Genomic DNA, 14,589 nt, shown 5'->3' on the forward strand with positions numbered 1-14,589 from the left:
CATCCTTCAGGAACAAAACTGAAAAAAATAGACCACCAATTTGATGGTCTAAAAGAAGATTAAGCTTTTACGAGAGCTTTAGGTGAACGCGCTATCTTCCTGCGCTTTGCGCCCGCAGAAGTGTAACGCTGATTCGGGCCAGGGCGTTTGTGGGTGAGCTCGGATTCCGGCACCAGTATGATCTGTCCTTTCCGGTGCTTTATCCTGCCCCATTTCGTTGTGCCTGTTTTTCCCATGTGATTTCCTCCAGTGATTTGTCTGGCTTCTCAATAATTCCAGTTATTCATAAACCTTTCCCCGTTTCAACCCTTTTCTTTATCATATACATCTGCACTTTCTTGGCTCTTGCCAAAAACATTTTCCATGACGAATTGCATGCCACCCTGGAATAAGGGCTATATTTGAGACAGCGTTTTCAAAAGTGGATGGCCGTATTCCTGCTTCCTGAAAACACTTTTTTCTGCATTTTTATGATTCAGGCTTGAGTGAGCTTTTGCTTTTCTTAAGTCCTCTATCCGCGTTATGATGCTTCTGGCTTTTGTGGAATAGTATTCTTCTTCGCATTCGCAGCATTTCACGTATGGTTGAAATCCCTGATGGACGAATACATGAAAATAGAAATTTTTTATATCTCTGTTTCCGCATACCTCACATGGTATGAATTCCTGGAGCACTTCTCGCACTTTCATGTCAACTCCTCAATAAGTGAAGTGTAATTTCAAGTATATATATTTTATTAATATGTTAATATATGTAAATATTAATACTCATTATTATTATAATGTTTTCTGCAATCCAGATTGGCGGCAATGGCTGTAACGAATCTAATTAATTTCAGTTTTCAGTGCTCTTTAACTCGATATTGTTCTTGAAAAACATTGCAATTTCGGTTACTCGATCATAAATTAGATATCGTTAAGGACAAGCTAAAGCTTTTTATGATAGGGTGATTATGATATACTCAAAGACCATAACAAGAATAAAGAATAGGATTATAATAAACAAATAGTAATATAAAAATAATTTTTATGATACGCCAGCGATTCGTTTTGGATACCAGTGCGCTTACCGATACACAGACAAGGGAACTTGAGGGCGGCACACTCTGCGTTGCCATGGGGGGTATCCTGGACATTATAGCAGAGGCACGGCTGCACCTGGGGATAAGCTGCTATATCCCTTTTCCTTCGGTGTACAACGAGTTGAGGGATTTTTCCAGGAACAACGGCTGTGGTGATGAAACCCTGGCAAAGATAGACACGTGGCTTGTGAAAAAAACCCCTGACAGGTATGAAGTGAAAATCCCTTCAAAGATATTCTATGACTATGTGGATTTCATGCGCGGGCGTATCAACAAAGGTATGGACGTAGCCGAGGAAGCGATATGGGAAGGGGCTACAGAGTGCCTTTTCCGCACGACCAAAGCCCGCACAAAGCATGAGATCGAGCCGGAGATAGAGCGCAATGTCATTGGCGAGATAATAAACAAATTCAGGGATAAATACAGGAACGCACTGCGCTATGGTATCCTTGACAGCGCTCCTGATATTGATGTGCTCCTTCTTGCCAAAGAGCTTGATGCTGCTGTTGTGGCAAGCGATGTAGGGATCCAGAAATGGGCAGAGCAGCTCGGCCTTCGTTTCGTGAACGCAAAATCCTTTCCCGCGATGATAAAGGAATACCTGAAACGCACTAAACCCGAAAAAGTGGCAAGCATGATCTAATATGTCCATCTTCGTATACATCACAGCCTTCGTGTTTTGTGTGATCATCTTCCTAACCCTCAGGGATATCCGCATCTTCCACCGCACCAGGATCGAATCGTACAGGAAAGGTGCCCTGCGCGGCATGACCGCGGGCGCTCTCGCGCTCATTGGCATGGGTGTGACGGCCGCCAATCCCGAAAATCCTTCCATCGGCATGACAATAACACTCGTTGCGATATATATCAACTGGAAAGGAAAGCGAGAGGAAGTGTTCGGGGACGCGCCGATGGTTAAGAGATTTTTGGGCGAGACAAAGGTGAGGAAGTAGCGATAGATTTCGAATATGATTTAAACTCAATATCCAATTCTGCCATTATGAGAGGTAATTGGCTACTACTATTCGTTTCAGCTGCAACGTTAGTTCTGCCTGGGGCAGCCACCCACTGGTACACCTACGAGGAGGGCATCCTCGCCGCCGGAACAGGCAACAAACCTATCATCATGGATTTCTATGCCGATTGGTGCGGGCCCTGCATAGCCATGGAGGAGGGGACGTATCCTGATCCGCGCGTTGTGAGGGAGATGGCTGATTTCATAGCGATCAAGGTGGATACCCAGAAAAGGATCGATATCGAAACAAAGTATGGCATTGCCTATTATCCCACGGTGGTCTTCCTGGATCCAAAGGGTAAAGAGGTGGGAAGGCATATCGGCTATCTTGGGCCTGAGGAAATGATAGAAGAGATAAGAAAATCCCGAGGCAAATTGCCGAAGGAAACCTCCGGGTTTGAAATACCGGATTTAATATTGGCGATAATTCCATTACTTGTTATAAAAAAGATAGCTATCAGGTGAATTTCTTCATATTTTTCACCATTGAAACCACAAGCGAAGGCACATCGATCAGTTTCTCAGCCTCGATCACCTCTTGCGGTTTGGCTGCAGTGGATGGGTACTCCGGCACCGCCATGCAGCATGTCGCGGGCTTTGTTGAGGGCTCAAAAGTCCCAATTTTGCGCGCTATATCCGTTATCTCAAGTTTATCAAGCCCAATGAGTGGATGATATATCGGGTATTCCATGCCATACATCTCAGCAAGCATGTTCAGCGAGGTCTGGGATGCCACCTGGCCAAGCGATGAGCCCGTGATTATCCCGTGCGCCTCTTCGAGCTTCAGGACCTCGGATGCGATCCTGTACATCATCCGCCTGCACAATACGCAGTTGAGCCTGTTGTCACAGTTATTCAGGAAAGCAAGGAGATTCTCTCCATGCGGGGCTTCATATATTGTGAGTTTCTTCTGGGGGGACCATTTCTGGAGAACATCAATGCATTGCATCGCCCTTTCGCGCGTGGTTTCGTCTGAAAAAGGCTGGTTATTGAGGTACAGCGGTACTATCTCGCAACCTCTTTTCATCATCATCCAGGCAGCCACAGGCGAGTCTATGCCTCCCGAGATGAGGGCAACCATCTTTCCCTGGGTGCCCATGGGTAGTCCCCCGACGCCTTTCACCGATCCCGTAAAAACATAGGCTATTTTCTGCCTCACTTCTACGAAGATCTCTGCATCTGGATTATCAAGATCGACCCTGGTATTCCTGTCCACCTTCTGGAATACCGCATCCCCGCAGGCAATGGCTATATCCCTCGAGGTAAAATCGTGGTTCCCCGCCCGCCGCGACCTTATAGCGAAGGACTGGCCTTCCTGTATCATACCGGCTGCAACCTCTGCCGCGAGTTTCGCCGCGGATTCCAGGGTTGGTTCGCATGTATGAGCAGGGCTTGCAGAGACAACGCCAAATACCTTTGCCGCGCTTTTTACGGCGCCTGGATCGGCGGAATGTATGAAGATCCTGCCCATTTCCTTGCTGATTTCGGAATAATCACAACCATCGGCATTGAGCATTGCTTTCAAGTTCTTCACCAGTATCTGCTCGTATCTTGTCCTGACCTTATTGCTTTTCAGGGCGAGTTCATCATACCTTACCAAAACCACATCAGTAAATTTCAGTATCATTTCACCTTTTTATTGAAAATAAACTTTGTATCTCAACCAGTTACTTACTTTTAATTCTTTCGAACAAGATGAACAAGATGAATGGGCTGTCATAGATCGCAGTCCGCCCTAACAACGCAGCCTTCCAAGTTGCTGCACGAGCTATAATCTGCCTGCAGGAGAGGCGTACTTAGCACGTGTGGCCGGGCATGTATTTCGTTGAGCTTGAAGCCGGACTCCTGCGCTCGCAGGCGAGAGATTGATGGAGGCGTTTGTAGGGAGGATGCTGGCGGAGTAACGTATCTTTTCCCAAAATATTTCTATTTAGATACTAACACACTATGAAATTCCAATAGGGAGCCTGCATGGATAAGTTTATGCCACGATGGTAATTATAAGAAGAGCTGACTCACTTAGTGTTGAGCAATAAAATTTAGAGTTACTAAATTTCTTACGATATAGTATGGTTGACACAACACCAGTAAGGTCTTCAAAAACGAAAATGAGTGAATCAAATGATAATAATAAAAGGACACGAAATAGAGACAGTAATTATTAAAAATGCTCATAATCGAAGGGCTTTGCAATTTAAAAATAATATTATTATGCTTTTAAGAAGTATAGGCGTCAACGAAAATGATATTGATATCCCTGTTGAAAATGTAGCGATAAAAAAAGCCAAAGCTTCTGCGACCTGGTACTACTCAGGCCATCGAATGTATTACAGTCATAACATGCAAAGTAAATTCGTTGATAATCTCCATGTTCTATTCAAGGTAATTGAGATTGAGTCCAACCTGGTTCTTTCTGAAAAAAAAACTTTTGACGACTTTATTTCGGAGTTCAGGGAGGATTCAGATGTTGATGATAAACGCAAAGAGGCACGAAAATTTTTCGACGTTGACCCTGATTTGAACGATTTGGAGATTATTACTAAAAAATACAAAGCTATGGCAAAAGAATTACATCCGGATATGCCTTCCGGGGACACTGAGAAATTTAAGCAGCTAAATAATGCACATAAAATCTTAAGAAGAGAATTAACCTAGATTTAAAACGGTGCCGTTGCTCGTAATTTCTTATGAAAATGAGTGCTTGTTTTGCTTAAAGATTGAAAGTTTCAAAGAAAATTCTTTTCGGGTCGCACAGCACGGGAAAAGCGAATACTCCTGCGCTCGCAGTTAGAGGCGAGGGATTTTTTGAAGTTTTTCTTACAAAGGGCACAAATATTTCCGATCAATACTTTCGTCCCGCTTGAGAAAGCTTATTTGCTTATCAATACTATGATGAGTGTATGAGGACTGTCTATCTCGCTGCACCGCTTTTTTCAGAGGCCGAGCTTGATTTCAATCGAAAACTCAGAGATAAGATAAAGAAAGCAGGCTTTAATGTTTTCCTGCCCCAGGAGGATTCGATTCAGATATAATCGTGGCCGTGATCGACGGGACAGATGTCGATTCCGGGACTGCATGGGAGATAGGATATGCATATGCGCTGGGTAAACCAATCGTTGGTTTGAGGACGGACTTCCGCACGCTTGGCATTGAAGGCACGGTAAACCTGATGATAGAGCGCTCGGTCAGGCTCTGTGCGAGCGTCCCGGAGCTGTTAAATCATTTAAATGAATTGTGATAATGCATGAACGAGACGCTTACGAGATTCAAGTAAATGGACGAGTATCATTTAATCAAGCAGTTCATAAAACCAAAAGAAGGGGAATATGTTCCCATTACCTTCGTGGAGTTCAAACGAAAGCTGGTGGGCTGGTCTACGGAACTTAAAAGAAGCGTGTACGTAGAGAAAGAGGAGGAGAAATCAAAGCTCAAGAGGGTAAGGGAGATGAATGTAATGATCGCAATAAACCATCTTTCCGGGAAACTTTCATCCATCGAGCTCACGGATGAGGAGAAAGCGCAATTCGAAGAGTTGTATGATTTATTCCTTGAGAAAGGCGGGCAGATAATCTACACGCGGAAAAAAGTTGGCGCAAGGATGGTTTCTTTTTTTGAACTCAAGGAAAGCGAGAAAAAGATTGTAGAGCCGCCCGGGAAAAGCCTGCTGTCCGATATGCTGTGATCTGGATTCACATCAAGAATAACTTTTAATATCCGTATCCCCATTTTACCCCAGATGCTCAAGCGTGAAAACATACTCATCGAAGCCCTCCCGTACATACGCGAGTTCTACGACTCGATCATGGTAATAAAAATGGGAGGTCATGCGATCGTAAACCCTGTTGTAATGGAACAGATAGTGCAGGATATCGTGCTTTTGAAATTCATTGGTATCCATCCTGTAATAGTTCATGGCGGTGGCCCTGAAATCACGGAAAAGATGGAACGTATGGGGAAAAAGCCCGAATTCGTTGCCGGCCTCCGCGTGACGGATGATGAGACCCTCGAGATCGCACGAATGGTCCTGGTGGGGAATGTTAACAGCAAGATAGTATCGCTGATAGGAAAACATGGCGGGAAAGGCGTTGGCCTCTCGGGAAGCGACGGCAGGCTCATCGTTGCAAAGAAGGTTGCACTGCAGCGCGTGACGGTGAAAGGTGTGGAGAAGGAGATCGACCTTGGCTGGGTAGGAGAAACCGAGGTCATAAATCCCGAACTCGTGATGATCCTTTCCGGTAAAGGGTATATACCTGTCATATCTCCCATAGCGACCGATGAAAAGGGCAATGACCTGAACGTGAATGCAGATACTGTTGCAGGCGATATAGCAGCAGCCCTTCGTGCCAAAAAGCTGATATCCCTCACCGACGTTCCGGGCATACTCAGGGACCCGAAAGACCCCCAGACGCGCATTTCCAGGATAGCATACGAAGAAATAGAAACACTTATTGCAGACGAGATTATAAGCGGCGGGATGATACCAAAGGTCAAATCAAGCGCGGCTGCAATAGCAGGTGGCGTCGGGCAGGTCCATATCATCGATGGAAGCATGCCACATTCCCTGCTGCTTGAACTGTTCACGCACGAAGGTATAGGAACAATGATCTACAGGAAAGAGTGAATTACAGTGACAAAAGAAAAGGAAGAGAAGAAAACAGAACCGGTAGCCAAGATCATAACCCCGGAAGAAAGGAAAAGGTTGCTCATCGAGGGGATAAAGAAAACCGTCCTGCCGGCATTCATAGGTGCGGCTTTTGCGCTCCTGTTCTTTTTCAAATTCAAAGAGGCAACCAGTGTGTCATGGGTTTCCATCCTTCTGCTTGTCGTGCTCCTCTCGTATTACATCCAGAGACTGCTGTATCCTTTACTCGGCGTAAGGGTAAAGGAATTTGAAATAAAAGACTGGTTGTACGTAGAGTTTCTGACGGTAATATTCATGCTTGTAATCTGGACTCTTTTATTGAATGAATGAGATCGGTGCTTTATGCGACTTGCGGTTTTAGACAAGGATAGATGCCAGCCAAAGATGTGCGGTATCCAGTGCATCAAGTTCTGCCCCAGGGTACGAACGGGGGATGAGACAATAACGATGGGCGAGGATGATAAGCCAGTCATCTCCGAAGAGCTGTGTGTAGGTTGCGGGATTTGCGTCAAACGCTGCCCCTTTGATGCTATTATAATAATCGGATTGCCTGAGAAGCTAGAAGAGCCGACGCACAGATTTGGCAAGAACGGTTTTGCCCTTTACGGTCTTCCTGTTCCCACGGTCGGAAAAGTGACCGGTATCCTTGGACCGAATGGCATAGGGAAAAGCACCGCGATAAACATACTCTCGGGAACGCTAAAACCCAATCTCGGAAGAGGCAGGATCGGTTGGGAGGACATCCTGGAATATTACGCAGGCTCTGTTCTTCATGATTACCTTGAAGGTGTATCGAAGAAGAAAATAAAGACATCCCAGAAACCGCAATATGTTGATATGATCCCCAAGAAATTCAAAGGCAGCGTTTCTGAACTTTTATCCAGGACAGATGACCGCGGAATTCTGGAAGAATTAGTATCGCGGCTCGATATCGAAAATATAATGGAGCGCAAAATCGAAGAGTTAAGCGGCGGTGAACTCCAGAGGGTAGCCCTTGCAGCATGTGTTGCAAAGGAGGCAGATTTCTATTTCATAGACGAGATAAGCCCATATCTTGATATCTACCAGCGAATAAAAGCCGCACATATCATTAGAGAGCTCGCGCAGAAAAAAGCCGTGATGGTAGTTGAGCACGACCTTGCGATACTGGACCTGCTTGCTGACGTAGTCCATGTTGCCTACGGCACACCCGGAGCTTTCGGTGTGATCACCCATCCAAAAGGGGTCAGGATAGGGATAAACGAATACCTCAAAGGCTTCCTGCGAGAGGAAAATGTGAGGATACGCACGGAAGCAATAGAATTCGAGGTTCATGCGCCTCAGCCCACTAAGGAAATCGCCTCTCTCTTAAGATTTGAATCTTTTTCGAAAAAATACGAGGAAGGGTTCGAGCTTATTGCCAGGGGTGGAGAGATAAGGAAAGGCGAAGTGACCGGCATCGTAGGCCCTAACGGGATCGGCAAATCAACTTTTGTCAAGATACTGGCAGGTGAGATCCAGCCCACGAAGGGAATGTTGGAGATGAACCTCAAAGTATCCTATAAGCCCCAGTATATCAAAGCTGATGAAGCTGTCAAGGTTTCGGACTATCTCAGTTCCATAAACAAACAATTCGGTACCAGTTATTATGAGACTGAAATAATAAAACCGCTCCAGCTCGAGAGGTTGCTTAACCAGCAAGTTAATGACCTGAGCGGGGGCGAACTCCAGAGGGTGGCAATAGCGGCCTGCCTCAGTCGTACCGCAGACCTGTATCTTCTGGATGAACCGTCAGCCCATCTTGATGTAGAACAAAGGGTACTGGCCACAAAGGTCATAAGGAGGTTTGCCGAGAATAACAAGGTGAGCGCGATGGTTGTGGACCATGATATCTACATGATAGATATGTTGAGCGACAGGCTCCTTGTATTTGAGGGAGAACCAATGGTAATAGGTGAGGTTCATGGCCCGTTCAATATGAGGGAAGGTATGAACCTGTTCCTTAAGAATATAGGTATCACATTCAGGCGGGACGAGGAGACAAAAAGGCCTAGGGTCAATAAACCTGATTCTCAGCTTGACAGGACCCAGAAGGCAAGGGGAGAATATTATTATAGTTATTAGTCTTAGAAAAATATATTAGTTTGTATGTCATTATTATAATGAGATGAAACAGTACCTGGCAGTTTTGATAATAATCCTCTGGTCGGCAAACCTTGCACTGGCAAACGCTCCCCGTCCTGAAGATGCGGCATGGTGGGATACAGCTGTCACTGGTACTCTTTATAAAGGCGACACACTGAGCAACGGGCCGTATACGGTCAAAGCAGTGAATTTCCCTGCCGGTGTTCCAGGGATAAAAAAGATCGATGGAACTATTGTACCGGAAGACCCCGTGGATCCGCAGGTTTTTCTTGAGGTCTATAATAATGGCACCCTCATCAAAGAACTTATATTGACTCTGGCCAGCGGAGTTTATACCGATCCGGATAATGAAGTCAAGGTATCTTTTACAGGAGGGCCAGCTAAGAATTCACAAGAGTGGGTACTTGAGTATTATAAACCATATGCCGCCATATCCATCCAGAGGAGGGCGCTTCCCAAAATTGATGTTACAGTGACGACCGATAAGTCGACCTACACCTCATACGACGACCAGATAATTACGGCCACTGCGCAGGTAACTAACAGTGGTCACGGTTATGCCAAAAATATAGATGTTTACCTTAATATAGACGATCTGAAACTCCGGGGAGGGGATACCAATCAGCTTCACAAATACTATTACGAATTGAATTCCGGAGAGAGCCAGAGCTTCTCGGTCATACTGGTTGTTCCTGAATTGATCGATATGAATACATACAACCTGAGCGCAGATGCAAAAGGTTTTGATATCAAATATCTGGAGTACAAAGCTGCGACAAGTAAATTAGCCATCACAGTCTCTCCAAAGCTGAATTACTTCGTTATCAGCAAAGGCATGAGAGACCGTATGTATCTTAAGAACATCGCCACCGTGAGAGTAAACGTGGGGAACGGGGGAATGTTTGATATATACAATATCCGTGTTAACGACAGCTTGAATGATAATTTTGCACTTATGTCCAATACCTCGCTTCAATGGGTTATACCCGTGCTCAAGCCCGGACAGGAATGGGGCACGACATATTCACTTAAACCTCTTGAAGCCAACCTCGATGGGTTTATAATCCCGGCGGTGAATGCGAATTTCACGGTCAATAATAAACCTTACAGTGCCTCTTCACAAACAATCACAGTGGTTGTCAACGGTCCAAAGATATTATTTAACAAGACCGTGGACAAGTCTATGGTGAACCTGAGTGATAATGTAAATGTAACCGTGAGTCTTAGAAATGTGGGGGATATAGGTACAAAGATCGAAGTTAAAGACTCATTGCCGGACAGTGTTAGTATGGTCGGTGGTCCAACATCACTGCTCAATTGGTCTGACCCTGATTCTGTCATGAACTTCACCTATACCATCCGCATGAATCAAGAAGGAAACATTGAATTACCTGCGGCTGTGATTAATTATACCGAGGTGGAATACAGAGGGTTATTACGTGCGAAAAATATGTCGAATAGGCCCATCGTCTCTGTTATGAACCCTAACAAGAGTACACCAACTCCAACAGAGACCCCAAAGCCGGCTGAAACAGTGGCGCTGGCCGGACCTCAGCAAACAACAGTGCCTGAGGAAACATTGACACAGAAAATAATCCACTCGCTTGAATCGTTAATTCCAGGTGCAAAGTCTAAGAATTCATCGCAGGGTACGCCTGAACCAACTCCGACTCCCATAACCCCTGGTTTTAATGGCATAATCGCTGTCCTGGTCTTGGTGTTCGCTGCCTCCAGAAGACGCAGATGAGTTCGATAATCTTCACCCATGGGGATTGCGACGGGATATGCTCTGGCGCCATAGTCAAAAGTGCACTTCCGGATTCAACCATATTTTTCACAAGTCCTGTAGGTCTTCTTAGCGAACTGAACAATATCCGTGAAAGGTATGATGATCTCGTGATTTGCGATATCGCGATAGATGAAAAAACATACCCGCAGCTCAAGATAAAATTAAGTGAGCTGGCCAATGAATCAAACGTAATTTACATGGATCACCATCCACTGCCTGAGCGAAGGTATAATTCGGACTGGTTCTTTTACGATACTTGTTCCACTGCTGAACTGGCATTCCGTATCTTTGAGAAAAACCTGAACCGCGATATGAGGCGCGTGGCGATCTATGGCGCCATGGGGGATTTCAGTGAGACCGCCGTAGTAAAAAAATGGGAACGAGACTGGGATAAGAGGACGCTGTATTTTTATGCGGGAACCTTGATACAGGGGATAACCTACGCAGGCAGAGATTATAATTGCAAGAGAAAGATTGCTGACGCGCTATCCTATGATATGCCGCCTCCGGAGATAGAAGGTCTTCTTGATGCGGCTGTTATAGCTTCACGGAAGGAAGAGGAGATCAGGTCTTTGGTCAGGAAGAGTGTGGTGAAATTGAAAAATCTTGCTTATGTTATCGATATCAATGGATATATGTCAAAAGCGGCAATCTACGCTGCCTCCTACGGAAATGCACTTGTGGGTGTATCCTGCGAGTACAGGGCACAGAAACATGTGTATGATATAAGTATCCGCCTTCGCAATGGCGGGGTGGATCTGAATACAATACTGCGCCGTGTGGCTCTCAGCCATGGCGGGACGGGAGGAGGGCACCCTTTTGCAGGCGGTGCTCGCATTCCGAAAAGAGAGCTGGAAGCTTTTTTATATGACCTGGACGATGCGTTAGGGTAATGAAAGAAATAATATTCGTGGGGCGCTCCAATGTGGGCAAGTCCACGCTAATTACAGCGCTCACGGGCAGGAAGCTCCCTTCAGGAAGGCGCCCCGGTGTGACGAGAAAGCCACAGCATATACCTTACCAGGATTTCCAGATCACGGACATGCCCGGATTCGGGTTCATGAGCGGCACAAGTGAAGAAAGCATGGATGCCATCAAGGACAATATTGTTCACTATCTGGAAAAGAATGCGCCGAATATAGTCCTGGCGGTTATGGTTGTGAACGCTGCATCTTTTGCTGAGATCGTGGACAGGTGGGCTGCAAGGAACGAAATACCCGTGGAGGTTGAACTTTTTGAATTTTTGCATGAGCTGGATATCGATATTGTGGTGGCTGCGAACAAAATAGACAAAGTCAAGGCCGTTGATGAAACGCTTGATGGAATCGCGGAGCGCCTGGGCATGATGCCTCCGTGGAAACAGTGGATTGATGTGATAGTGCCAGTGAGCGCGAAGAAAAAGGAAGTGAGAAGGTTGAAAGAGATAATGCAGAAAAGGATGGAAGGGAGAACAAAATAAAAAACAGCTGTGCCAGAGGAATTTCGCTTGGGGAATTTAAAATTGTGCTTAGCTTTTTAAACCCTTCATAATATTATATCCCACCATGCAAAAGCCGGAACTTCTCGCCCCTGTCGGCAGCGAAGAAGCCCTCATAGCAGCAGTCGAGAACGGGGCTGACGCTGTATATTTTGGCGGGAGACTTTTCAGCGCACGTCAGTACGCCTCGAACTTCAATCGCGAGGAGCTTGAATGGGCTATCGATTATGCGCATGTGCGAGGCGTTAAAGCGTACGTGACTGTGAACACTTTGATCAAGGATTCAGAGCTTGAAGAGGCGTTTGATTATCTTCAATTCCTCTGCAATGCCGGCGCTGATGCGGTCATTGTGCAGGACCTGGGCATCCTTCGGCTTCTGCGTGAGCAGCTTCCCGGACTCCCAGTCCATGCCAGCACACAGATGACCATTCACAACGCTGAAGGGGTGAAGTTCCTCCATGAGATGGGGGTTAAGCGCGTGGTTCTGGCTCGTGAATTGTCCCTTAATGAAATCCGCAGCATAAAATCACAAACCTCATGCGAGATTGAAACCTTCATCCACGGCGCTTTATGCTTTTCATATTCGGGGCAGTGTCTTTTGAGCAGCATGATAGGAGGACGGAGCGGCAACCGCGGATACTGCGCCCAGCCTTGCCGGAAAAAATACCGAATTAAAGAAATTGAAGGCTATCTCCTCAGCCCCAAAGACCTCAATATGAGCGAGCATATCCCAGATTTAGTAAAGGCTGGGATTGACTCTTTCAAGATCGAAGGGCGGATGAAGCGGCATGAATATGTGGCCGGAGTGGTTCGCATATACAGAAAGCTTATCGAGAGATATTTTGAGGCGCAGGGGAACTTCCATGTTACGGATGAAGAGAAGCATACGCTGCTCCAGTTGTTCAACCGGGGATTCACCACGGGATACTTTTTTGGGAATCCGGGAAGCCAACTGATGAGCAGAAAATATCCTCATAATATCGGTACGGAAATCGGCACTGTTGTTGGATATGATAACAGGAAAAAATTACTTTCATTATACCTGAAAGCGCCGCTGAGTGCTGGAGATGGCATCGGGACAGGAGGAGGGGATGGATTTGTTGTCAGGAGCATGTATGCAAACAATAAAAGAGTGAGCGCAGCGGGCTCAGGTCTGGTCAAGATACCTTTTGATATCGAGATAGGTAAAGGCAGCGCCGTTTTCAAGACTTACGACAGCAGGCTTATGGCTTCTTTAGAAGCAAAGAGCATCAGGAAGATTCCAGTAAAAATGTCAGTTAAAGCCAGAATAGGCGAGCCTGTTCAACTCTGCATCAACGATGGCGAAAATGAAATTGCAGTTCAAGGTGGAATCGTCAGCAGGGCAGAAAGTAAGCCGATCTCAAAAGACTGGATGGCAACTCAGTTAAAAAAACTCGGAAATACTGTTTTTGAGGCGCATGAAATCTCATTTGATTCTGACGAGAACATTTTTATTCCGGTTTCTGAACTGAACGAGCTTCGCCGCAGAGCGGTTGCCGAGCTTGAGGCAGAGAGGGTGCAGAAATGGAAGCGTAGATGCAAGAAACCTGAGATCGCCTCTGGAAAGAGAAATGCTAAAATCAAACCAATTTTGGCTGTGAAGACCGATACCATTGAAGCTTGTGAGGCTGCTGTTGATAGCGGCGCCGATGTTGTGTACATTGGTGGCGATGTGTCTGAAAATAACGAACCGCAGATGAACGCAGATGAACGCAGATTTGTAGAAAGGGGGGATTACGATTATGCTATAGAATACGCGCACAAAAGGGGCGCAGGTGTATTTATCAGCACGCCAAGAATAATAAAAGATATCAAAAACTTAAATGCTAATCTGGATTCTGATGGTTTCCTTGTTTCAAATCTTGGGGTTTTGTATTATCTTCGCAATATGGATAAGTCGATAATCCTGGATTATCCTTTCAATGTCTTCAACAGGCTGACGATGAATTTTCTTTTAAATTATAGCCAGAGGATAACTCTCTCACCCGAACTTACACTTGAGGAAATCAAAAACCTTACGCAATATGGCGCAACCGAATGCGTAGTGCACGGCAATTTCCCTCTTATGGTTTCAGAGCACAATCTTGTGGGCAGCCTTTTTTCGAGAGACATCAAGGATGGCATGCTGAAGGATGAGAAGGGTTTTGCTTTTCCTGTAAGAACAGACACGGAGGGAAGAACCTGCGTGATGAACTCCCGCGAGCTGTGCATGCTTGAGTACGTGCCTGAGATAATGGAAGCGGGCGTGGGGTGCCTAAGGATAGAGGCGGGGATGTATGATAAGGATAAGATCGGGGAGATTACGAGGGCGTACAGGGAGGCTATGGATAGGAGGAAGGGGAAGGATTGCATAGGGAAATATACAACAGGTCATTATTTCAGAGGTGTGGTGTGAAGATGAATTCTGACCAGTGCAAATCCCTCCAATGCGTGACCTCGC

General features: G+C 45.8%; 15 protein-coding genes and 1 pseudogene. 13 read left to right on the forward strand and 3 right to left on the reverse strand.

Annotated features, from left to right (window positions below; all coding sequences use genetic code 11):
• Positions 1-59: 59 nt before the first annotated feature.
• Both O8C65_05115 and O8C65_05120 read right to left on the reverse strand, forming a co-directional pair.
• Positions 60-236 (reverse strand): DUF5350 domain-containing protein, encoded by a 177-nt coding sequence (locus O8C65_05115; GenBank protein MCZ7356293.1) that lies wholly within the window; start codon positions 234-236, stop codon positions 60-62.
• A gap of 159 nt (positions 237-395) precedes the next feature.
• Positions 396-689 (reverse strand): hypothetical protein, encoded by a 294-nt coding sequence (locus O8C65_05120; protein MCZ7356294.1) that lies wholly within the window; start codon positions 687-689, stop codon positions 396-398.
• Positions 690-1,028: 339 nt separating this feature from the next.
• Here O8C65_05120 and O8C65_05125 point away from each other — a divergent pair, with 339 nt between their 5' ends.
• The 3 genes from O8C65_05125 to O8C65_05135 are packed head-to-tail and all read left to right on the forward strand — an operon-like array spanning position 1,029 to position 2,561.
• Complete coding sequence (locus O8C65_05125; GenBank protein ID MCZ7356295.1) at positions 1,029-1,724, forward strand: RNA ligase partner protein; 696 nt, start codon at positions 1,029-1,031, stop codon at positions 1,722-1,724.
• 40 nt (positions 1,725-1,764) lie between these two features.
• A complete protein-coding gene (locus tag O8C65_05130) occupies positions 1,765-2,034 on the forward strand; it encodes a hypothetical protein (GenBank protein MCZ7356296.1) in 270 nt (89 codons plus the stop codon).
• A gap of 47 nt (positions 2,035-2,081) precedes the next feature.
• Positions 2,082-2,561 (forward strand): thioredoxin domain-containing protein, encoded by a 480-nt coding sequence (locus O8C65_05135; GenBank protein ID MCZ7356297.1) that lies wholly within the window; start codon positions 2,082-2,084, stop codon positions 2,559-2,561.
• Here O8C65_05135 and thiI read toward each other — a convergent pair.
• The gene (gene thiI, locus O8C65_05140) at positions 2,554-3,723 is read right to left on the reverse strand and encodes a tRNA 4-thiouridine(8) synthase ThiI (protein ID MCZ7356298.1); all 1,170 of its coding nucleotides are present in this window, start codon (positions 3,721-3,723) and stop codon (positions 2,554-2,556) included. The two genes, O8C65_05135 and thiI, sit on opposite strands and share 8 nt — an antisense overlap.
• 494 nt (positions 3,724-4,217) lie before the next feature.
• On the opposite strand from thiI, the gene O8C65_05145 reads away from it, so the two are divergent.
• The 10 genes and pseudogenes from O8C65_05145 (at position 4,218) to O8C65_05190 (ending at position 14,544) form a co-directional block, all read left to right on the forward strand.
• Positions 4,218-4,751, forward strand: a complete 534-nt coding sequence (locus O8C65_05145) for a J domain-containing protein (GenBank protein ID MCZ7356299.1) — start codon at positions 4,218-4,220, stop codon at positions 4,749-4,751.
• Between the two features lie 245 nt (positions 4,752-4,996).
• Positions 4,997-5,334 (forward strand): annotated as a pseudogene (locus O8C65_05150) (nucleoside 2-deoxyribosyltransferase).
• Positions 5,335-5,370: 36 nt separating this feature from the next.
• A complete protein-coding gene (locus O8C65_05155; GenBank protein ID MCZ7356300.1) occupies positions 5,371-5,778 on the forward strand; it encodes a hypothetical protein in 408 nt (135 codons plus the stop codon).
• A 54-nt stretch (positions 5,779-5,832) separates the two neighbouring features.
• Complete coding sequence (argB, locus tag O8C65_05160; GenBank protein MCZ7356301.1) at positions 5,833-6,717, forward strand: acetylglutamate kinase; 885 nt, start codon at positions 5,833-5,835, stop codon at positions 6,715-6,717.
• Positions 6,718-6,723: 6 nt separating this feature from the next.
• The gene (locus tag O8C65_05165; protein MCZ7356302.1) at positions 6,724-7,068 is read left to right on the forward strand and encodes a hypothetical protein; all 345 of its coding nucleotides are present in this window, start codon (positions 6,724-6,726) and stop codon (positions 7,066-7,068) included.
• 12 nt (positions 7,069-7,080) lie between these two features.
• A complete protein-coding gene (locus O8C65_05170) occupies positions 7,081-8,841 on the forward strand; it encodes a ribosome biogenesis/translation initiation ATPase RLI (GenBank protein ID MCZ7356303.1) in 1,761 nt (586 codons plus the stop codon).
• Between the two features lie 43 nt (positions 8,842-8,884).
• On the forward strand, positions 8,885-10,609 hold the full coding sequence (locus O8C65_05175) for a hypothetical protein (protein MCZ7356304.1): 1,725 nt from the start codon (positions 8,885-8,887) through the stop codon (positions 10,607-10,609).
• On the forward strand, positions 10,606-11,544 hold the full coding sequence (locus tag O8C65_05180; GenBank protein MCZ7356305.1) for a DHHA1 domain-containing protein: 939 nt from the start codon (positions 10,606-10,608) through the stop codon (positions 11,542-11,544). The genes O8C65_05175 and O8C65_05180 overlap by 4 nt, the downstream gene beginning before the upstream one ends.
• Complete coding sequence (gene engB, locus O8C65_05185; GenBank protein MCZ7356306.1) at positions 11,544-12,110, forward strand: GTP-binding protein EngB; 567 nt, start codon at positions 11,544-11,546, stop codon at positions 12,108-12,110. The genes O8C65_05180 and engB overlap by 1 nt, the downstream gene beginning before the upstream one ends.
• 85 nt (positions 12,111-12,195) lie before the next feature.
• Positions 12,196-14,544 (forward strand): DUF3656 domain-containing protein, encoded by a 2,349-nt coding sequence (locus tag O8C65_05190; protein ID MCZ7356307.1) that lies wholly within the window; start codon positions 12,196-12,198, stop codon positions 14,542-14,544.
• The last annotated feature ends 45 nt before the right edge of the window (positions 14,545-14,589 follow it).

Origin of the sequence: Candidatus Methanoperedens sp., from assembly GCA_027460535.1 — an archaeon.
Lineage (GTDB): Archaea > Halobacteriota > Methanosarcinia > Methanosarcinales > Methanoperedenaceae > Methanoperedens.